Source organism: Bombilactobacillus sp. ESL1202 (genome assembly GCF_058107125.1).
The window spans coordinates 691,581-712,586 of record NZ_CM176590.1; the positions used below are offsets into that span (position 1 = coordinate 691,581).

Annotated in this window: 23 protein-coding genes and 1 tRNA gene; 3 read left to right on the forward strand and 21 right to left on the reverse strand. The window is 36.0% G+C overall.

The genetic code is table 11. The features are described from left to right. Positions 1 to 222: 222 nt before the first annotated feature. The gene (locus AC3B7A_RS03220) at positions 223 to 450 is read right to left on the reverse strand and encodes a hypothetical protein (protein ID WP_489756290.1); all 228 of its coding nucleotides are present in this window, start codon (positions 448 to 450) and stop codon (positions 223 to 225) included. Then, positions 440 to 505 (reverse strand): hypothetical protein, encoded by a 66-nt coding sequence (locus AC3B7A_RS03225; protein ID WP_489756534.1) that lies wholly within the window; start codon positions 503 to 505, stop codon positions 440 to 442. Before AC3B7A_RS03225 ends, AC3B7A_RS03220 begins: the two co-directional genes overlap by 11 nt. Before the next feature lie 344 nt (positions 506 to 849). Between AC3B7A_RS03225 and AC3B7A_RS03230 the strand changes: the two genes are divergently transcribed. Continuing rightward, on the forward strand, positions 850 to 1,125 hold the full coding sequence (locus AC3B7A_RS03230; RefSeq protein ID WP_489756291.1) for a hypothetical protein: 276 nt from the start codon (positions 850 to 852) through the stop codon (positions 1,123 to 1,125). Here the strand turns inward: AC3B7A_RS03230 and AC3B7A_RS03235 are convergent. The 5 genes from AC3B7A_RS03235 to AC3B7A_RS03255 all read right to left on the reverse strand — a co-directional run bounded on the left by AC3B7A_RS03235 (position 1,103) and on the right by AC3B7A_RS03255 (position 6,942). Further along, complete coding sequence (locus AC3B7A_RS03235; RefSeq protein WP_489756292.1) at positions 1,103 to 1,687, reverse strand: NAD(P)H-dependent oxidoreductase; 585 nt, start codon at positions 1,685 to 1,687, stop codon at positions 1,103 to 1,105. The two genes, AC3B7A_RS03230 and AC3B7A_RS03235, sit on opposite strands and share 23 nt — an antisense overlap. Before the next feature lies 1 nt (position 1,688). Then, positions 1,689 to 2,228 (reverse strand): TetR/AcrR family transcriptional regulator, encoded by a 540-nt coding sequence (locus AC3B7A_RS03240; protein WP_489756293.1) that lies wholly within the window; start codon positions 2,226 to 2,228, stop codon positions 1,689 to 1,691. Between the two features lie 459 nt (positions 2,229 to 2,687). Continuing rightward, positions 2,688 to 4,478 (reverse strand): translation elongation factor 4, encoded by a 1,791-nt coding sequence (lepA, locus tag AC3B7A_RS03245; RefSeq protein ID WP_489756294.1) that lies wholly within the window; start codon positions 4,476 to 4,478, stop codon positions 2,688 to 2,690. Positions 4,479 to 4,712: 234 nt separating this feature from the next. Continuing rightward, on the reverse strand, positions 4,713 to 6,254 hold the full coding sequence (guaA, locus tag AC3B7A_RS03250) for a glutamine-hydrolyzing GMP synthase (protein WP_489756295.1): 1,542 nt from the start codon (positions 6,252 to 6,254) through the stop codon (positions 4,713 to 4,715). A 16-nt stretch (positions 6,255 to 6,270) separates the two neighbouring features. Next, the gene (locus AC3B7A_RS03255) at positions 6,271 to 6,942 is read right to left on the reverse strand and encodes a hypothetical protein (RefSeq protein WP_489756296.1); all 672 of its coding nucleotides are present in this window, start codon (positions 6,940 to 6,942) and stop codon (positions 6,271 to 6,273) included. Positions 6,943 to 7,155: 213 nt separating this feature from the next. Here AC3B7A_RS03255 and AC3B7A_RS03260 point away from each other — a divergent pair, with 213 nt between their 5' ends. After that, entirely contained in the window at positions 7,156 to 7,860 is a 705-nt protein-coding gene (locus AC3B7A_RS03260; protein WP_489756297.1) for a hypothetical protein, read from the forward strand. Between the two features lie 140 nt (positions 7,861 to 8,000). On the opposite strand, the gene AC3B7A_RS03265 is transcribed toward AC3B7A_RS03260, so the two are convergent. Both AC3B7A_RS03265 and AC3B7A_RS03270 read right to left on the reverse strand, forming a co-directional pair. Beyond that, positions 8,001 to 8,073, reverse strand: a tRNA-Thr gene (locus AC3B7A_RS03265). A 91-nt stretch (positions 8,074 to 8,164) separates the two neighbouring features. Next, the gene (locus AC3B7A_RS03270) at positions 8,165 to 8,680 is read right to left on the reverse strand and encodes an HdeD family acid-resistance protein (RefSeq protein WP_489756298.1); all 516 of its coding nucleotides are present in this window, start codon (positions 8,678 to 8,680) and stop codon (positions 8,165 to 8,167) included. A gap of 95 nt (positions 8,681 to 8,775) precedes the next feature. Between AC3B7A_RS03270 and AC3B7A_RS03275 the strand changes: the two genes are divergently transcribed. Continuing rightward, the gene (locus tag AC3B7A_RS03275) at positions 8,776 to 9,432 is read left to right on the forward strand and encodes a metal-dependent transcriptional regulator (protein WP_489756299.1); all 657 of its coding nucleotides are present in this window, start codon (positions 8,776 to 8,778) and stop codon (positions 9,430 to 9,432) included. A 152-nt stretch (positions 9,433 to 9,584) separates the two neighbouring features. Here the strand turns inward: AC3B7A_RS03275 and AC3B7A_RS03280 are convergent, their stop codons facing one another. The 12 genes from AC3B7A_RS03280 to AC3B7A_RS03335 form a co-directional block, all read right to left on the reverse strand. After that, on the reverse strand, positions 9,585 to 10,325 hold the full coding sequence (locus AC3B7A_RS03280) for a DUF975 family protein (RefSeq protein WP_489756300.1): 741 nt from the start codon (positions 10,323 to 10,325) through the stop codon (positions 9,585 to 9,587). Positions 10,326 to 10,347: 22 nt separating this feature from the next. Next, positions 10,348 to 11,610: a tyrosine--tRNA ligase gene (gene tyrS, locus AC3B7A_RS03285; RefSeq protein WP_489756301.1), complete on the reverse strand. Its 1,263-nt coding sequence runs from the start codon at positions 11,608 to 11,610 to the stop codon at positions 10,348 to 10,350. A 20-nt stretch (positions 11,611 to 11,630) separates the two neighbouring features. After that, the gene (locus AC3B7A_RS03290) at positions 11,631 to 12,587 is read right to left on the reverse strand and encodes a glycosyltransferase family 2 protein (protein ID WP_489756302.1); all 957 of its coding nucleotides are present in this window, start codon (positions 12,585 to 12,587) and stop codon (positions 11,631 to 11,633) included. Then, positions 12,574 to 14,034, reverse strand: a complete 1,461-nt coding sequence (locus AC3B7A_RS03295; protein ID WP_489756303.1) for a hypothetical protein — start codon at positions 14,032 to 14,034, stop codon at positions 12,574 to 12,576. The genes AC3B7A_RS03290 and AC3B7A_RS03295 overlap by 14 nt, the downstream gene beginning before the upstream one ends. Then, positions 14,034 to 15,215, reverse strand: coding sequence for an aminotransferase class I/II-fold pyridoxal phosphate-dependent enzyme (locus tag AC3B7A_RS03300; protein ID WP_489756304.1), 1,182 nt, complete (start codon positions 15,213 to 15,215; stop codon positions 14,034 to 14,036). Before AC3B7A_RS03300 ends, AC3B7A_RS03295 begins: the two co-directional genes overlap by 1 nt. 337 nt (positions 15,216 to 15,552) lie before the next feature. After that, the gene (locus AC3B7A_RS03305; protein WP_489756305.1) at positions 15,553 to 16,344 is read right to left on the reverse strand and encodes an alpha/beta fold hydrolase; all 792 of its coding nucleotides are present in this window, start codon (positions 16,342 to 16,344) and stop codon (positions 15,553 to 15,555) included. Between the two features lie 101 nt (positions 16,345 to 16,445). After that, positions 16,446 to 16,988, reverse strand: a complete 543-nt coding sequence (gene citX, locus AC3B7A_RS03310) for a citrate lyase holo-[acyl-carrier protein] synthase (protein ID WP_489756306.1) — start codon at positions 16,986 to 16,988, stop codon at positions 16,446 to 16,448. Between the two features lie 340 nt (positions 16,989 to 17,328). Then, positions 17,329 to 18,006: a DUF6198 family protein gene (locus AC3B7A_RS03315; RefSeq protein ID WP_489756307.1), complete on the reverse strand. Its 678-nt coding sequence runs from the start codon at positions 18,004 to 18,006 to the stop codon at positions 17,329 to 17,331. A gap of 4 nt (positions 18,007 to 18,010) precedes the next feature. Further along, positions 18,011 to 18,562 carry an ECF transporter S component gene (locus AC3B7A_RS03320; RefSeq protein ID WP_489756308.1) on the reverse strand — a complete coding sequence of 184 codons (552 nt, stop codon included), beginning with the start codon at positions 18,560 to 18,562 and terminating at the stop codon, positions 18,011 to 18,013. A gap of 224 nt (positions 18,563 to 18,786) precedes the next feature. After that, complete coding sequence (locus AC3B7A_RS03325; protein ID WP_489756309.1) at positions 18,787 to 19,611, reverse strand: PfkB family carbohydrate kinase; 825 nt, start codon at positions 19,609 to 19,611, stop codon at positions 18,787 to 18,789. Then, positions 19,589 to 20,152: an elongation factor P gene (gene efp / locus AC3B7A_RS03330; RefSeq protein WP_489756310.1), complete on the reverse strand. Its 564-nt coding sequence runs from the start codon at positions 20,150 to 20,152 to the stop codon at positions 19,589 to 19,591. Before efp ends, AC3B7A_RS03325 begins: the two co-directional genes overlap by 23 nt. Before the next feature lie 164 nt (positions 20,153 to 20,316). Next, positions 20,317 to 21,006, reverse strand: coding sequence for a 2,3-diphosphoglycerate-dependent phosphoglycerate mutase (locus AC3B7A_RS03335; protein ID WP_489756311.1), 690 nt, complete (start codon positions 21,004 to 21,006; stop codon positions 20,317 to 20,319).

Below are 21,006 nucleotides of genomic sequence, written 5' to 3' on the forward strand. Positions count from 1 at the left end.
TATCTGATAAGGTGAAGCCGGTTTTTTGAGTAATTGAATTAAATTAAAGAACATAATGCTTAACTCCAACTAAATCCCTTGCGGACCAATAATTTCCCACAAATAAAACAGCTAGAACAACATATTAACTAGCATTGATGATAAATTATAGCCCAGGAAATTTTGACAATTTTGGGTTCATGATAAAAGCCTAAATTAATCACCTAAAAATGTGCTTCCATTTTAAATCTGACTTTTTCCGCTTATAATTCTTTTACACTTCAATTTCTTATAATTCCTATTTTCTGGAGATTTGCCCTTCATTAAATCACTTTCCTGTTTGTTCAATTCTTTCTCTAAATCTGCAAACGTATTCACAGTGCTCAATTTCTTTTTTCCAGACATATCATCTTCGACTTCTTTTATCGCATTCGAAAGTTCTTGAGTTGGTAATCCATAATCATCTTGCAATAGTTGTAATAGTCATTCTAACAAATTGAGAAATACTCAATCCATGATCTGCCAATACATCTCTAGCTTTATCCTTTATCTTGGGATCTATGCGTGTTTAAATCCGAACTAAATTTGCTTTATTCATAAAATATTATTCTTACACTATTATCCTTGATTTCAAGTGAATTGAACGTCAAACAACGTACAGTTCCAAAGATATGATACTTTATCAAATAATATCGGACACACTTTAATCATTCGAAGGGTGAAATCATGACACAACCACATCTTAAGCAATTCTATATTGCGGGTTCTTTTAAAAAAAAAGATCTAATCAACCAACTCGCCAATAAGCTAAAAATCACCAAACTTACAACTGGACTCAAGCGCCAACAATTAATACGTTAAAGCAACTACATGAGATTTGATACTAAATATCAAGGGATTGCTCAGTGTGATTTTTTGATATTTATCTTTCCCGGTGGTCAAGGTTCCAATATTGAATTTGGAATTGCCACCGCCCTGAATAAAATAATTTATGCGCTTGACACTATTAACAAAATTCAAGCTCCGCAAATAACGAGTACTTTTTATCAAATGGATCATGTCCACAAATTTCACGGCAGACTTAATGAATTTGTTAAATTTATTGCTAAACAAGAAAAGCTTTCTATTGAAACTGATAACGATTAATTTTGGTTAAATACCGCTGCCGTTTGGCTAAAGTAGAAGTTGTGATCCCACCAAAATGTAACCAATGCCGATCTTTCATTCCTAATTGCTTGAGCGTCGTATTTAAAAACAGATGTTTAATACCATTACCAGCCAGTAGCTGTAAGTAAATTTTAGGTGCCGTTGAAGTGGTTAAGACATAAGTATGTTGAATATTAGTCAGCTCACCATGAATTCCCAGTTTAGTAACTGTATGTGACAAACCAGTTCCTTCTTTCATGACTTTGTCAACAAAGCCTTTGAGCATCCCAGGAATACTGTTCCACCAAACAGGGGTGATGAAAATTATGCTCGTAGCTTGCTGGAGTAAATGGAAATATTTCAGCACTAATTGATCATGCGTTTGTCCATCGTGAAACAATCGCAATTCTTCTTGATCATAAGTCGGGTTAAATTGTTCAGCATACAGATCAATCAATTGATATTCTCTCTTAGCTTGCTGGAGATTTTTAACAACCGTTTGTAAAATGGCATGATTAAAACTTTTACTATAAGGATGACAATAAATAATTAAAGTTTGCATTCTAATCCACTCCTTGAATCATTTCTGTTAAAGTTAACTGTACTAAATCAGGATCATATTGCGTCACACCTTTTTTTATTAGCAACGCGTAACCTTGAATAAAGGACCAAATTTGAACAAAAAAAGCTTGTGGAGAAATATTGGCCTGGATTTTAATTTGCCCAATTAAGTCATTCAATTTAGCTAAAAAAACATAAGACTCTGGATTTTGTGTTAATTCAGATGATGCCGTTTCATTAAAAAAGAGAAAATCCATCATGTATGGCCGCACAATGGTTTGTTCGACAAAATACTGGGCGATTTGTAACAGCTGTTGCTGGGGATCGTCCGATTCAAAGTTAATGTGACTAATAAAAGCTTGCGACAATTCACTAGTAACTTTTTGAAATAAATCATTCTTGTTTTTAAAATGTTTATAAAATGCTCCAGTCGTTAACCCAATCGATTGCGACAATTTACGTAATGATAAAGTTTGATAACCTTGCTGTTCAATAACTTCAATTGTTTTCTGAATTAATTGTTGTTCAGTCTCATTTTTCATAATTAACCTCCCTTGGATAACAATGTTATCTCAAAATACAAATTTTATGATAACACCGTTATCTAAAAAGTCAAAGCTTGGGTTCAACTATGTCAATATTAAATTAAAAGTTCGAACTTTAGTACTGAACTCAGTTAGTACTCAACTTCTATTATCCCAACCTCAAAAATCAAAAGAAATTATCCAACTAACGACTAAATAGTAAATAAAAAAACTAACTAGACCAATTACTAATCTAGTTAGCTAAGAAATTAATTATCAACACCGCTTTACATAGAACCATTTTTCTGAAACCACAGCACTCAAAAGCAGAGACTAGCAGCTTCATGCTCAACTGTTAAATGACTTATATCCAATCTTCTTATAGAACCAAACTTATTTAAATTTTAAAGATTAAATTATAATTCACGGACACACTTAGTCCATAATCAACTGCTCAAAAACTCTTAGTATATAACCTTATTGTATTTCCAACAAAGAGTTAAACACTTCTTGAGGCAATTTGACGTCACTGTGTGCCGACGCACGCTTATTAATACTTTGACGCCGCAGCAAAGCCTGTTTTCTGGAAACACTTTTTTGATCACCGCTTACGGCTGCATTTTTTCGCAAGGGCGGAATATCAACGCGCGCAACTACCTTTCCTTCAACCGTAGCTTGCACAGGCATGGGATACAATTTTCTAGGAACTGTATACTTCAATTGCCGCACCAACTGCTGAGTTTGTTTCGAAAAATCAAGTCGATGAGTCACAAAAGTTAGGGCATCAATCGTTGCATAATTAATTTTGATTTCAACTTTCACAACATCAGCTAGCTCAAAACCAGCTGGCTTAATTGCTAGCGTTGCATAGCCATGCGAAACAGATTTCAACTGATTAAAAAAGTCATAAGCAACTTTAGATAAAGGCATCCGATAAATTAATTGAACCAAATCATCTTGATTGGTCATATTTTCAAATTGTCCCTGAATGCTGTTGGCCAGCTTCATTACTTCACTCAAAGTATCACCAGTAGTTGTAATCGTTGCTGTTACCATTGGTTCTTCGACAAATTCAATTTGATCAAAACTAGGATAATGAACAGGATTATTAACCGCCATCACTTCAGGCGTATCTTTTAAGTGCACCCGATAAGTTACGTTGGGAGCTGTGGTAATTACATCAACCTCGTATTCATCGTGAAGACGTTCTCGAATAATCTGTAAGTGAAAAATCCCTAGAAAACCACATCGAAATCCTGATCCCAACGCGTCTGAAACATCAGGAATAATTTGTAAAGAAGAATCATTTAAAGCCAATTTATTCAATGCTTCTTTAAGCAAGTGATAATCATTTTTAGGAAAAATTCCAGCATAAACCATTGGAATTGCTGGTTCATACCCTGGAAGTTTCTCTTTTGTACCGTCAATTTGAGTCGTAACCGTTTCGCCAAAACGAACCAATTTGGGATCTTTAATTCCGGTAACAATATAACCAACATCTCCAGCTTGTAGTTCCTTGGTTGGCAACATTTTAGGAGTCAAAATTCCCATTTCAATAGGAGTAAAATTTTCATTATTTTGCATTAACTTTAAAACTTGATTAGCTTTTAGTTTACCGTCGAAAATGCGTACATAAGTGATAATTCCTTTAAAGCTATCATAAATTGAATCAAAAACTAAAGCCCTTAACGGATGACTTACTATCCCTGTCGGAGCTGGAATCAAATGTACAATTGCTTCCAAAACTTCATGTACTCCGTAACCTGTTTTAGCTGAAATCTCTAAAATGGGTTGTTTCTTAAATTGGCTATCTAGTTGATAAAGTTCATTTTTAGTTTTTTCAACTTGAGCACTATCCATATCAATTTTGTTAATGACTGGAATCATCGGTAAACCAACTTGTTTGGCTAAGTTAAAATTAGCAAAAGTTTGAGCTTGAACGCCTTGCGTAGCATCGACTAATAAGATAGCACCATCACTAGCTGTCAAACTTTTAGCAACTTCATAATTAAAATCAACATGACCTGGAGTATCAATTAAATTAAATTCATAATCTTGCCCATCATCGGCATGATAAAGATTGCGAACCGTTCGTGCCTTAACTGTTACGCCATGCTGCTTTTCAACTTCCATACTATCTAAGATTTGCTGATCATTATGACGATTATCTATTGTTTTTGTCATTTCCATAATTCGATCAGCTAAAGTTGATTTACCATGATCAATGTGTGCAATAATTGAAAAATTACGAATATTTGCTTGTTTCATTTATTTTCTCCATTCTAATCTAACGCTTAAATTAGAATGCTTGACCAACTAACAAAATTTCCTTCATACAGCTCCACCCTCTTAAAAAATCTTCAATCAAGAAAAATTTGAATAAGTAAGTTCAACAAACATATTTTTGCCAAAGTAAAACGAATATTAAACCATTATTGCGTATTAAAATTTAAATTGGATACTGTAACCGACTTTAATCCCAATCTCAAATCTGATTATTAACTATTCCCATTCAATCGTTGCTGGTGGCTTAGAAGTAATATCATACACGACGCGATTAACATGAGCGACTTCGTTAGTAATTCGGGTGGAAATTTTAGCTAAAACTTGCCACGGAATTTGAGCAAAATCAGCCGTCATCCCGTCAATTGAAGTTACCGCGCGAATGCCTATGGTGTAATCATAAGTACGTCCATCACCCATGACACCAACACTACGCATGCCTGGTAAGACCGTAAAGTACTGCCAAATTGATTCTTGTAAACCGGCTTTTTTGATTTCATCACGTAAAATCCAGTCACTGTCGCGCACAATTTGGAGTTTATCCTCAGTAACTTCACCAAGAACCCGAATGCCTAAACCCGGACCAGGAAAGGGTTGCCGCCATACTAAATCATGCGGCATATCTAAGCGTTCGCCTAATTCACGCACTTCGTCTTTGAACAGTGTCCGTAGTGGTTCAATTAAAGTAAACTGCAAATCTTCAGGTAACCCCCCCACATTATGATGCGATTTAATCGTTTGTGCAGTATTGGTGCCACTTTCAATCACGTCAGTATACAACGTTCCTTGCGCCAAAAAATCAATGCCATCTAATTTAGTTGCTTCATCATTAAATACTTGAATAAATTCATTACCAATGATTTTCCGTTTTTGTTCAGGGTCACTAATTCCTTTTAACTTGTCCATAAAACGTTGTTTGGCATCTACTTTGATGATGTTTAAACCAAACTTACCTTCAAGGCTAGCCATCACTTCCTCAGCTTCACCTTTACGTAATAAACCATGATCCACAAAAATACTCGTCAATTGGGAGCCGATTGCCTTATGTAGTAAGACACCAGTCACTGAAGAATCAACCCCACCAGACAAACCTAATAAAACTTTTTTATCACCAACTGTTGCTCTAATTTTCGCAATCTGATCCGTAATAAAATCTTGCATGCTCCAATTAGCTTGCGCTTGACAAATTTCAAAAGCAAAATTATGCAAAATTTCTAGACCATGTTCACTATTGCGCACTTCGGGATGAAATTGAACGCCATATAATTTTCTGTCTAAATCACCAACAGCCGCATAAGGTGTACTATCGCTAACAGCTAATGTTTGAAAACTCGCCGGAATTTGTGTGACCCGATCACCGTGACTCATCCACACAAATTGTTCTGCCGGTAGATCAGCAAACAATAAGTCTTGAGCGGACTGTAATTGAATTTTAGCCCGGCCATATTCTGGCTGACCAGCAGCTTGAACTTGGCCTCCCAGATCATGCATCATTAATTGCATACCGTAGCAAATACCCAAAATTGGCAACCCTAATTGCCAAATCTGAGGATCAATTGTTAAAGCCTGAGCATCATAAACGCTATTAGGACCACCTGATAAAATAATTCCTTTGGGATTTTTAGCTTTAATTTCCTGCGCACTGATCGTATGCGGCAATAATTCTGAATAAATGCCCATATCTCGAATCCGTCGAGTAATTAATTGATTATATTGACTACCGTAGTCCAAAACTAAAATACTATCAGCTGTTTGCACCATTAATCTCACTCCTCTATTAAATTAAAATCACCCGCAATAAGGCCACAAAAATTCCCAGTACAATACTAATCCGGAAATTTTGCGTTGCCAAATAAACAACTGCCAATAAGCAACCAATGGCCCAATAGATAAAAAAGTTGATAAAATGAAAAACTTCCATATTAAGTACGCCGTATAAGCAACCACTAACTAAAATTCCCAATAAAGCATTAGTTAAAGTACTTTTTCGAAAAAAATAATTAAAAAAGAAGCCTGTCACGACAAATTGTTGCTCCGCGGCAACAATAAACGCCGAAGCTAATAAATCAAACCAAAAAACTAACATTCCACGATCAACATAGTCCGATTGCACTTTTAAAGAAGGTAAACGTCCTTGCGCTTTCAAATAGCTAATTATCAGTAAAAAAAGGCCAATAACCAACGCCACAAAAACCACCAATCCAAAAAACAATCCGAGTCCATGAAAGAGCCTCAACGAATCATTCGCAAAAGACAGTTGCTCATGGCAATATCGCTCAATCATTGCTCCCAAAAAAATTACTGAAATAATTAAAAAAAGTATGGCATTTGGCCAATTAATTGACTTGCTGCCAATACTCAATTGTTCTAAACGTTGAGAAAATAAAACCATTGCTAACCAAATTGCGTACCATATGCCCCGCAAAGTTGGTGATTTTAAAACATTCATATTATTCTCCACCTATAACAGTTATCCTTAGCGAATTATACCATTACCAAAGGATAGACGACAACTTAATTATTAATTAAACAAACTGTTCATGATACTCAATTAAGGAAAAATTAGCCTTTATTATTTGTCATTAATGATATAGGACTTAATTTGAAAAACTGTTATAATGTGTTTGTTTACAAATAAAATGAAAGCGTGGTTCGATTAATAATGTTTAACAAAAAATTAACTGCCGCTATTGCTGCTGGAGTTACTTTATTATTAGCTGGTTGTTCTAATACTAAGAATAATGCAGATAGTAAACCATTTAGTGCCAAGAATACTAACGGTACCCAAGTCTTCAAGCAACAAATTACTGGTAATTCTGATAAGGGTAACAAAGTTTATTATAAAGTTGCCAATAGCCAAACGCAGACAACAACGGTTAAAAATAAAAAATATACCATTACTTTGCCAGCAGTTACTAAAGATCGTCAAGTCAAAGTTAGCCAATCCAAGTCTTTGAAAAAGCCGCTTAAAGTTACTGTTAAAAAACCAAAAGTTGTTTCATCACTGAATGATTTTGCAACCAATTTTAATAATTCTAAACAATTGCAAGCTAAAATGTCTGCTAAATTACCAAAATTAGATCAACCAATGGAAATTTTATTTAGCCCAGTAACCACTTATAAAATTTTAAGTGATGGCACTAATATTTACCGTATTCAATTACATTTCAACGATGCTAATAGTAAAGAAGTTAAAACTAATATAAAAGCTTTTGCTAGTGGCTTAAAAATCAAACCATCCGCTTTAAAAGATTTAGTTTCAAAAGCCAAGAGCAATAAAGGCCAAAATCAAACTAAGAAATTAAATAATTATCAAGTAACAGCTTTAGTTAAAAATAAAAAATTAAGTATTGGTGTTATTAAATAGTTAATTATCGTGAAGCTTCAACATTCAAAAAAGGTTAGAACCAAAAGTCGTTGACCACCTGACTTTTGTTCTAACCTTTTTCGTTTTTGCAAAGTAAAATAAAAAAGCTAAGCTTCACTAGCCTAACTTTTCTCTACTTAAGCCATCTATCGGGTTTGAACCGACGACCTCCACCTTACCACGGTGGCGCTCTACCTACTGAGCTAAGATGGCAACTGAGCACTTATCTATATTAGCAAAAGATTTAACTTTTGCCAAGCCCAATTTTAAAAATTATTCAATTGATTATCTCATTTCACAGATTTTAGAAAGCTTCGACAATTTCCAAAATGCCTGCAGTAATAAAATAAACTGCTGCAAAAACGATGATCATCAAGGCGCCTAACATCGGGCGAAACAGTAAGATCACCCCCGCAATAATACTCAAAATTGCCAATAAAATTACTAGCCAATGATAATTTTTACCCAAGGTATGATATATTGGGGCAATACTAATCTCCGCCAAACCATCAATGATAAACCAAAAAGCAAAGATATAGATCAACGTTGAGACGGCAACTGGTAAATTAAACAAAAAGACCAAACCTAAGATAATATCGACAATGGCGGCAAAGATTAACCAGCCAGTTCGGCGATTAGTATACTTATGCAGTTTATAACTTAACCATAATTGGTAAATTCCCCGAATTAAAGCAAAAATTCCGACAACTACAATAATTGATAACAATCCCGTTAATGGATGAGTCATAATTAGATAACCAACATATAAAGAAAAAATTCCAATTATCAAACTAAAAAAATCAAATTTACGTGTTTTCATATTTATTACCCCATAACTTAAATTTTAAATTGCACGTTATTGATGAACACTTTATAATGAAAATGATATCTTAAATTATAGGGGGTAGCAAGAATTTGTCACCCAGTCAAGAGAATTATTTAAAAAATATTTTTGAATTACAACAAAGTGCCCAAAAAGTTACTAACAAAAAGCTGGCTGCCATGATGAATATTAGTGCACCTTCAGTAACTGAAATGCTGTTAACCTTGAGCCAGAATGGTTTTATTGAACATACACCATATAATGCCATCGCTTTAACTAACCAAGGCCAAATCTTAGCCGAAAAGCTGGTGCAAAAGCATCGACTATGGGAAGTTTTTTTGGCTAACAAATTAAACTATCCAATTGCTGAAGTTCATCCTGAAGCTGATGCTCTAGAACATTCTACTGATGAACGTATGACCAAAGCCTTGAACCGTTATTTAAATTTTCCACAAAAATGTCCTCACGGCGGGATTATTCCGGGAAATGGCCAAGGGGAAACTGATGATGATGACTTGCTTTTAAGTCAAGTCACTCCCAACACGCAAGTTAAAATCGTCCGCGTCTTTGATAATCGTGACTTTTTAGCTTACTTTACGGGATTAGGCTTAAAGTTAAATCAAGTTATTACCGTCACTGAACATTCTAAGTTTGACCATTCAGTTTTAGTTACTACTAAGGACAAGCAAAAAATTTCTTTAAGCCAAAAACTAGCAGACTATATTTTTGTGGAGCCCATTAAAAATTAATATATAAAAAATGGCGGCAGACCAAACTAATCTGTCGTCATTTTTTATTTTGTTAAACATATTATTCCAATAAGGATGAGGTGAGGACAAAAGTCGCTTAGAAATTAACGTCTAAGTTCTACACTCAATTCCTAATCATTCTTGTCACAGCTTTATTTTTTAAATTTAGCTTGCATCTTTAAACTCAAAATATCCTGATAAAAAGCGGCATAACTACCAGCTTTATAAGGTGCCACGTATAAATTGGTTAATCCCAGTGTCAGGCAATTGATTAAATCCCAGCCCACAAAGCTGAGGTCTAAAATTAACAACCGCCACTTATGCCCCCGCATCATTTGCCAACTGTAACCCAAAACTCTGAGCGTTTGAAGCCAAGATAATTTTTGAACTTGCGAAAGATCTTTTAAAATAAAATAAGCTAACCGCAACCCATAGCTAAAATAAAGGCCAAAGAGCCACAGAAACTGCAAGCCTAACTTAAAAACGCCATAACAAATCAACCACAAAAAGATCACCCGAAAAAAATATAATCCCGAAAAAACTTGCAGGCTTTGCGAAATTCCGCCAGTTGGTTGTTGCCCCCGTAACCAATTCAAGGCCGCAAAATCCGTCCCAATGGCAACTAAAGCATAAGTTAATTGAATTTCAATACTGTACCATAAAAATTGTGGATTATGATTCACTAAACTTTGAACCGTTTGTTGAAGCTGTTCATAATTTAAATCCGTCGGCAATTGCGTAGTAATCGCCAGCGATAGGCGAAAAACTAAATAAAAAATAAAAACTAATACTAACGTGGGCACCAAACCCAGATGTAGCCAATTTTGCGGATGTTTACCTAGGCTTTTACGAGCTTGGCGCTTGAGTTCATAAATATTTTGGGGAAATTGCACTCTTTTTACCTATTCTTTCCATTTAACCTTGAATTCTAACCAAGGTATACTTCTTTTTGCCCTTGCGGATAATGACAAATTTACCGTCAAAAGCTTGATTTGGATCAACTTCGTAGTTCACATCCTGTTGCCGTTGACCATTAACATAAATGGCACCATTTTGAATGTCTTCACGAGCTTGGCGTCTAGAAGGTTCAATTTTAGTTTGATCAACTAAAAATTCAACTAAATTGTTAATTTTCCCATTAACGGTTACTGAAGGTACCGAACTAAATCCTTGTTCAATTTCCTGTGCTGATAAAGCCAATAAATCACCACTAAATAACGCAGCAGAAATTTTTTCAGCTTCATCAACGGCAGCTTGACCATGGACAAACTTAGTAACCTCTTGAGCTAAAACTTTCTGTGCTTGCCGTTTTTCTGGGGCCGTTTGCATTTGTTGTTCCAACTCATTAATTTGGTCTTGATTTAAGAATGTAAAGTACTTCAAGTATTTAATAACATCACGATCATCCGTATTAAACCAAAATTGGTAAAATTCATACGGACTGGTCTTTTTCGGATCAAGCCACACCGCGCCGCCTTCTGTCTTACCAAACTTCGTACCGTCAGCCTTCAATAATAACGGAATTGTTAAACCAAAGACTTTGGTCTCGTTACCTTCAATCCGGTGAATCAAATCAATCCCCGCAGTAATATTGCCCCACTGATCACCACCACCAATTTGTAATTGCACTTGATGTTGACGATATAAAGTTAGAAAATCAATTGCTTGTAAAATTTGATAAGTAAATTCAGTATAAGAAATACCAACTTGTAGACGCGAAGCCACAATTTCCTTATTCAACATGGTATTAACATTGAATAATTTACCGTAATCTCTTAAAAAGGTTAATAAATCTAATTTAGATAACCAATCGTAATTGTTAACAATTTCAAAATTTTCCGTACCAAACAGGGCAATCATTTGTTTAGTTAAGGCTGTTTGATTACTTTGCACTTGTTCCATTGTTTGTAAAACGCGTTCGGATTTTTTACCAGAGGGGTCACCAATCGAACCTGTTGCACCACCAATGACAATCACAGGTTTGTGTCCCAACAGTTGGAAACGTTTCAAAATCATAAAGGTTACCAAATGCCCCACATGTAAAGAATCGCCAGTCGGATCAACGCCACAGTATAAAGCAATTTTATGATCCTTCACATAATCCTTTAAGCCTTCTTCATCGGTTTGTTGATTAATGGCACCACGCCAAGCTAATTCGTCAATAATATTTTGAGACACGTGCCTCACTCCTTTAAAAGTTATTTATTTTTATTATACAAGTCTTTTTCAATTGTGAAACGGGGTCTTTGCTTAACTTCTTGAAAAATTTTGCCGACATATTCCCCAATGACACTGATACAAATTAATTGCACTCCACCTAAAGCCCAAATAGAAATCATCAACGATGACCAACCAGAAACGACGGCTCCCCGAATCTTTTGAATAATTGTGTACAATAATAATAAAAAAGCAACTAACACAATTGATAAGCCCAAGCCCATAATTAATTTGATCGGGGCAATAGAAAATGAAGTAATTCCATCAACCGCTAAACGAAGCATCTTGCTCAAAGGATACTTCGATTCACCTGCGGCCCGTTCTTGGCGTCGGTAAAAAACTTTTGTACTCTTAAAGCCTACTAGCGGTACTAAGCCTCGCAAAAATAAGTTTCGTTCTGGATAATCCAATAAGACGCGCACTGCTTTTTGGCTCATTAAGCGAAAGTCAGCCGCATCAGGGATCATTTTCACGCCTAAAAATCGCATGACTCGATAAAATAATTCCGCTGTTGTACGTTTAAACACACTATCAGTTTCCCGATTATTCCGCACACCATAAACAATTTCAAAACCTTGATGATATTTTTGAACCATTGCAATAATTGCTTGGGGATCATCTTGTAAATCCGAATCAATTGAGACCACCATCTGCGCATCAGTGACGGTACTCAATCCGGCCAGCAGTGCTCCTTGATGCCCAAAATTACGGCTTAATTTAACCCCTGTAATTTGCGCATCTTGTTGACTATATTGTTCAATTAATGACCAAGTTTGATCTTGACTCCCATCATCAACTAAAACGATTTGACTCGTTGATAAAATTTGTTGCTGATCAATTAAAGTTTGTAAAACTCGTTTTAAAACGGGAATCGACTGCGGTAAAACTTCTTGTTCATTGTAACAAGGGACAACAATACATAATTTATTTTCTTTCACGAATACCACCTTCAAGTCGCCGAACTAGCCTGTTCACACCAACAGCAGCAATAATTGCTAAAATGGGAATAAATTCCAAGCGATAGCGACCCTGAACTTCAATAATCAGTTGAGCACAAACATAAGCAAATAAGGTTAAAAGTAATAAATTGAAGCCCTGCGGCGACTCTTTTTGCCTTAGCAAAATTACCGCTCCTAAAAACACGGCTATCATTTCTAACACACTAATACCATAAGCTAGTATTGTTACCCACCACGTTTGTCTTGGCGAATGATTGTGATCAAATAACGAAAAAGAAAGCGTATTTGATGGATTCGACCATAAAACAAAGAATTTCTTCACCAATAATTTGAACCAGAGATGATGCTTGTTTAAATAGACAATATGCTCCTGGGTCACTTGCTGTTCTTTTTTCAACATTACTTGCCGACTATCATGCAGATCAAATTTATGGCGGACTTCATTCGAATACGTGCCCGCAGTCGGATAGTTTAAGCCCATCACAAATTTCCACTCACTGTCACGATTACTTAAGCCATATTCATTTAAGCCAGTTAATTTAATGGCGGCAGCTAAACTGATAATTAATAAAAAGTAAACGCCGATTAATCCGAATAGATTCATTAACGATCGCCGCCAACTAACTGGTGCAGAACTTAACTGATAAATTAGCCAAAAAACAATAATTCCAGCTAAAAAAACAATTCCTAAGGGGCGCAGGATATTGGCAATAGCTAGACAAATTCCCGCTGCTAACCAACTGAAAGGTTTTTGGTCAATTATTAAAATAAAAGTTAACAAGAAAAAAATTAAGGCCAAATACTGACTGGTAACCCGATTATTCAAGGCCCACCATTCCCAATTAATGCCCACTAAAAACAAACTCAAGCGACTAATCGTTACTCGGTGAAATAATTTTTGGGCTAAAACATAGGTTAAAAGTAAAACCAGCAATTGTTGCAGCACGGTTAAAACTTGAAAAAGGCGAATATTGACCCCAAACAGCTTAATCACTGCCATAACATAAGTCAAAAATCCCGTTTGATAAGCCCATTTAGAAAAATAGCTATTATCAGTATGATAAATGGGTTGGCCTAAAATTGCTTGGGAACCAATTTTCCAAAATTTATGATAATCACTGAGCTGTTTAGTTGGTGTCACTAACACCCACCACGTAAAAACTATGGCAAAAAATATGATTAGCCCCATAACTATCCCCCGATTAAGTTGTCGTTGATCGGGCAATTTAACTAAAATGACACTCATCAAGCCAATTAAGACTAGTAATAGTAGCCAGCTGCCAACTAGCAGCCACTGATCATGGCCCACTTGGGCGTGGAACAACCGATAACTAGCCAGTAAAGCTCCTAGTAACATTAAAGTACTAAAAATAATTAAAACTATTTTCAATAACTTTGTCATCCAAGATTGAAAAGTTAAGTTCATTAATCTGTTGAAACTCCATTTCTCTTGAGATAATCAGCTAGCCGTTCAACTGTAATTTTAATTTCTTCCATACTAGCCGCATAACTCAACCGTAAATAACCTGCTCCACCTTGACCAAAGAAACTCCCTGGTAAAAGGGCCAGCTTTTCTTGCTCAATCAAAGCTTGAGCAACTTGAACATCATCTTGACCTAAAGCTGATGGCAACTTAACAAACAAATAAAAAGCTCCCTGTGGCTTAGAAGCCACAAAACCTAATTGGGTTAACTGCTGATACAAATAATCACGGCGTTTTTGATATTGTACTTTCATGACTTGCGTATCATCTTGTCCCACCGTTAACGCTTCAATCGCAGCATCTTGCGTGATTTCTGGGATGGAAGTGGTAACTAACTCGTGCACGTGTAACAAATGTTCCATAATTTTTTTCGGACCACAAACATAGCCGACCCGCCAACCAGTCATCGCATGTGATTTAGATAAACCATTCATCAACAGGGTTTGCTCTGGTAATAATTTAGCTAGACTAACATGTTGAATATCATAAGATAATTCACTATAAATCTCATCACTTAACACAAAAATATCAAACTGGCGTAAGACGGCTGCTAAGGCGGCTAATTGCTGTTGGTCATACGTCACACCTGTTGGATTATTCGGATAATTTAAAATAATCGCTTTGGCTTTGGGATGCTGTTGTAATAAATCTTTGAGCACTTCGGGTTCAACCCTAAAATTGGTCTTTGAAGTATCCAAATAAACTGGTTGCGCATGATTTAAACGAATATCCGGCTCATAAATTGTAAAACAGGGTGTCGGTAAAATCACTTCGTCACCTGGATTTAAAATAGCCGTCAAAGTCGTATAAACACTTTCAGTGACCCCCACCGTGGTCACAATTTGCGTCTCTGGATCGTAATGTAAGTCATATTTAGTTTGTAAAAAATCAGCAATCGCCTGCGTTAATGCGGGCTTTCCTTCGGGAATTGTATAGTGCATTTTATCATTTAAAATCGCTTCACTAGCCTTTTGTCTAATATGAGCGGGCGTGATAAAATCTGGTTCTCCAACAGTCATATTCACTATACCCAATGTTTGATTAGCCTTGGCATTGAATAAAAAAATATCTTGCGGTTTAATTTTTAAAACCGAACTACTCATTTTTGCTTCTAAATCACTCATGTTACTTCTTCCCTTCACCTAAAAATTTATGAACTGGGTCAAGATCTAATAATTGGTCGTAAAAACAATTCAATGGTTAAATTTTAAAAATCCCCCTGCATTAGTAGGACAAGTATTACTTAGCTTTCGACCAAATCTTAGCGCTTAATTCTTTGTTCTAATTCAATTTATCTGATACTCTGTAAGCCTATATTATACCGCTAACTAACGAGGAGAAACAATCATGCTGTCAGCTAAATTACACTAGATTAAGCAATTGAAATACTAAGGTTAGGCAAGTAAGGTTAGGCAAGGATTTAGATCGGATTCAGCATGGCTTGCTCCATCCCTGGCTGTTTCATTCAGATAATGTTTGTAAAAATTCCATTAACCATTGATTAAATTGGTCGGCCTCTTCCAAATGGGGCAAATGACCTGAATGTTGAAAAATATGCATCTGTGCTTGGGGAGCAAGTTGTAAACACTGTTGGACAAAACCCGGTGCCCAAATCGGTGAATGCTGACTACCAAAAAATAATTGGGGCAGTGGACAATTCGCAATAATTCCACGCCAATCTTGAATTAGATGATCAGTTAGTAGTGGTGCTGTTACTTTTTGGTCAAAAGGATGCGCTTGTTGCTGCTGTTTTAAAGAATTCCAAACGACAGTTGGCACCTGTTGATAAGTCATTTTGGTTTGTAAAATCCGTTTTTGTTGCGAACGAACAGTATCCCAAGTTAAATCCAATGCACCAAAAGGCCAAGTAGCAGTATTTAAAGCCTTCGGTGATTCATCAACATCCACTAACGCTTTTAAGCGCTTCGTACCAAATAGACTCACATAACACCACATAACTGCCGCTGCCATGGAATGAGCAACGATGACTACATTATGTAAATCTAAGCCAGTTAAAATTTGAGCCAAATCAGTTGCTAACCGCGCAATGCGCAAATTATAAGAACTACCTTGTGACCGACCGTGATTTCTTTGATCAAATGTTAGTACTTGGTAATTTTGTTGTAAAAAAAAGGGCACCTCTTGTTGCCACTCTAATTGACTGCCAGAATATCCAGCAATAAAGACTAGTGGCGTGCCCTGCCCCTGTAACTGATAATTAAGTTGCACACCATCGTTGGTTGTCAACCACATAAAAATCGCCTCCACTGATTTAATTCTAAACTACGCCTTTTGGGAGGGACATTCAAGCAGCATTAATAAAACGCTTTTCTTCAAAGAAGAAACAACGGCAATCAATTCTTAAAATAAGCCGTGTAACATTGATCGACCACCGCTTTCAATTGTGCTAACGGATGGTTGTGTTGGTTGATACAAACTGTAGCTGGTTTTGAACAAAGCCAACACTTTCTCGGTGGCAAACCTAAATCATTGCGTGATAACTTCTGGGCGGCTCCGTAATGAAAAACATCCAAATTAAATAGTCGTCCTAAAATAAAATTTTCTTCAAAATTTAACATTTTACGTTTCACTAAAACACTATTTTCCCCTAGAACTAAAAATGATTCTGGACCAGTTAATCGCTGAAAATAATTTTCTAAGTTCAGCACTGGCAACTGCTCTTGGCGACAAATATGATCAATCTCTTTTAAACCCGCACTAAAAATATCCCGAATAACTTGATTATTTTTAATATTTCCAGGAAGATGCAATTTAATGCTCAATACCACATCTATTCGGTAATTTAACATTATCTCTGCTTGTTTTTGGTCACGCCAAGCTTGATTTTGTAACAATTCAGTCTTAGTGACTGGCGTTCCCTGGTCAAGTATTTTCATTATCATACACCCTAATGAATTTAATTAAATTATGATTTGATTTAAAGCAATCTTCGATTATTTGGAGTTAGTTTATCATAATATTCATTAGATATAAATTATTTTTTCTATTACTTTTTACAAAAATCAAGCAACCGCCTGAGCAGCAAAATCACTATTCAGCTATGACTAATTGTGATTAAAGGTATAAAAAATAGAAGAGGTTAGACTCATAAAGATTAAGGCTCATATTCAGCGAGTATTAATCCCTTATTGCGTTCTCAAAGTTAACAGTTTTGCCCAGTAGAATTAAATTTTGTTAGTGCGCAACTGTTAACAGTCTCTTCTACTAATAACTTTTTTATGCCGTTAAATGGTGACGTAAGCTTTTAAAAACATGTTGATCGGCCCAACCAATGACTGAGCCTTGAAACAATAAAGCAAAAATCGTACCTACTCCAACTGATTGTAAGTGACCCGAGCGCAACCAGCAATAAATCATGATACAAACAGGAATGGTATAGCTAACAATCTGGCCCCAAGCAGCATTCCCGTGGAAAAAGTGAAACCGCAATAAATAACTAAATTCATCATTGGGATGCAGCATCACATTAACCCGTTGATAAATTGAAACGGCAGTTGCAATCAAGCAAACGCCTAATATATCTAAAATTAGCCGTCCCCAAAAATTAAATTGAGGCACATTTAATAGAACGAACCAATGATTACTAAATTGCACCAAATAACTAAAACAAAGGGCAAACAACATATTGCTGCCAAACATGGCCCAATCCAATTTCTGACTAATAATCAGATTTAAACATTGAACAACTAGGGCATAGACTAATAAAATCAAACCCAAACTCCAAGAAATTTGGGTTTCTAAATTGACTGCCGAAGCCGTCCAAACAGCACTACCTAGATGTGTCGCAATCGTCAAACCGTTAGCTAAAGAGTTTAAAATAATGGAAAAAGCTAAATAAAAAATCATTTCCGAAGTTTTCAAGTGGCGTTTTTTCCCATTTGGTAATTCAATCATTTAATTATATTCGCATCCGTTTCAATAAGGTTCGTTCTAAGGCTACATAAATTATTGGTACAATAATAAAAGTCGAAACGGAATTAATGGCCGTTGCCGGTAAACTAACAAACGCGTTAATCAGCGCAACATGTAATTGCGTTCCTACCATCAAGGCTTCAATTACCCCCGTACACCACGAAGTTAATAATTTAATTAAGCCTGCAGCCAAAGAAACTACATAGAGTTTAGAGATTTGTTTATGAGCCTGATAATTAACTTTTTTAAAAGTCCAAGCCGTAACGGCAGCCAAAATCAAGGCTTCAATAATTGTTAACCAAGAAGTTGCTGCATAACCATTTAAAATATCAAATAAGCCCAAGCCAATCATTGAAGCCAGTGCGCCAGCTTTAAATCCTAATAGTAACACCGTAATAACCGCAAAGGTATTGCCAAAATGGATAAACGGTCGACCTGTGGGTGCTGGTAAATAAATTCGAAAAATACTAATGCCTACAAAAATAATAGCTGCACAAAGTCCTGTAAAAATGGTCTTACGCAAAGTCGAACGTTGCATGTCAGTTTCCTCCTTAATTAATTAATTTGCTTGCGGCTGAGACAAGAACTGTTTAAAAGCCAAGCAGAAACTAAGTTGAAAGATTCAGCTTAGTTTATTTTATTGCTTAAATACAATCAGGAATTAATGTTCGTTTAATTTAAATCGAATATGAACATTACCCCTTATTGCCCCAACCTCAGCAGATAGACAATTTACTAAGTAATATTTGAAAAAATAGTCAGCTAACGCTGGGTTATTTTAATTAAATCCGGGATGATTGGTACTAAAAATAAATCACTTTGTGTCTCTGGTGTCAAAGTCACAGCCTTAGTGGTTAACTTAGTTGCCAACTTAATCGCCGTCACCCAGGAATAATCCTTCAGTAAACACCCCGCTAGGATACTAGTAAATAAATCACCACTTCCCCCCACTGAATGTGGTGCTTGTTGATAAGCTAAATATTGTAATTCGTCATTAGCCAGATATGCACACCCAATTTTTTCATGAATTTTAATGCCGGTAACTACTACCCGTTGTCCCTTAATTAAGCTAGTCAATTTTCTTAAAGCCGCAGTTAGTTCACTTGGACTTGTGATGGTCTGATCCAGTAACAATTGCGCTTCCGTTAAATTAGGCGTTAAAACATCGGCAAATGGCAATAATTGACGTTGAGCAGCAACATAATCACTGGCTAATAAACTGTATAACTTGCCATGGTCAGCCATCGCTGGGTCAATAATTACCAAAGGCAAATGATGGTTAGTTAAATATTGAACCCATAATTCAACTAATGAGTTGGTACCCAAGTATCCTAAAGCTAGCCCACTAAAAGCCACATTATCCCAATATTGCAAAACCGCTTTGAGCCAAGTATCAATTTTAACTTGGGGAGCTTGGCTATCATTACCCGGATGAGTAGCTAATAAGTGCACTGGTAAACTAACACTAGAAATCCCTAAAATTTGTAAAACCGTGGTCGCAACCTGTAAAGAGATATTGCCCCAACTAGACCAATCTTCGGCAATTAAAAAGCAATGATCAGGTTTATTTGGCTGCACGTTTGACATAACTACCATCTTGCGTATTAATTTCTAATTTTTCCCCGATATTAACAAAATCTGGTACCGAAACCACTAAACCAGTATTCATCGTTGCCGGTTTGTTTGAACCCGCAGCGGTTGCGCCTTTAATTAGTGGCTGTGTATCCGTAACTGTTAAAATAACGGTCGTGGGCAAAGTTATTCCGACTACTTCCGTACCATAAAAATCAATTTTAACTTCCATACTTTCCATCAAATAATTTATTTCCTGGGAAATAAGATCCAATGGTACTTCATACTGATCATAAGTTTCTAAATCCATAAAAACGGCGACACTATCTTGAGTGTATAAATACTGCGCAGCTTTCGTGTCAATGACAGCCGGCTCCAATTTAACATCAGGATGCATGGTTTTATCAACAATTGCTCCGGTTCGAACGTCCTTCAACTTTAAGCGCATCACCGTATTACCCTTACCTGGTTTATGATGGTCGGCTTTCATAACTTTAATTAACTTGCCATCTTGAACAAAAGTCATGCCAGCTCGTAAATTAACTGCTTCAATCATATACTCACTCCTTTTAAAAACTTAATTACTTCCCATTTTAGCAGATCTAAAACAATAGTTAAGTCTTGAACTGTTATTTCAATTAAAAATCGTGTCAAAAAACTCCCGAAGTCGTCTTAACTTCGGGAGTTTTAGCAGCAAGTCAGTCAATCACTCTTGTTAACTTAACCTAATTTAGTTTTACTAATAATGTTTAATTGATCATCTAAATCATAAACAACTGGTTGACCCGTTGCCATTTCAACATCCATGATATCTGCATCCGAAATATCTTCAATATATTTTGTTAAGGCCCGCAAGGAGTTACCATGAGCGGCAATGATGACATTTTTATGATCTAATAATTTTGGCGCAATCTTATCTTGCCAGAAAGGAATTACCCGTTCCAAAGTAACTTTTAAGTTTTCACCACCAGGAATTGCCCGTGGATCCAAATCAGCATAACGCCGATCTTGAGCAGCAGATCCTTCATCGTTAGCATCCAATAATGGTGGTAAAGTATCATATGAACGCCGCCAAATATGAACTTGTTCATCACCATATTTATCGGCTGTTTCTTGTTTATTTAAACCTTGTAAAGCGCCATAATGACGTTCATTCAAGCGCCATGATTTTTCTTCAGGAATCCATAGTTGACCAGCTTCTTCTAAAGCATAGTGTAAGGTCTTAATAGCCCGTGTTAAAACGGATGTGTAAGCTTGATCAAATTCAATTCCTTCAGCTTTCAATAAGCGTCCAGCGTTTTTGGCTTGTTCAACGCCTTCTTCACTTAAATCAACATCAACCCAACCAGTAAATTGATTTGATAAATTCCATTGGCTTTGACCATGACGAATAAAGACTAATTTTGTCAT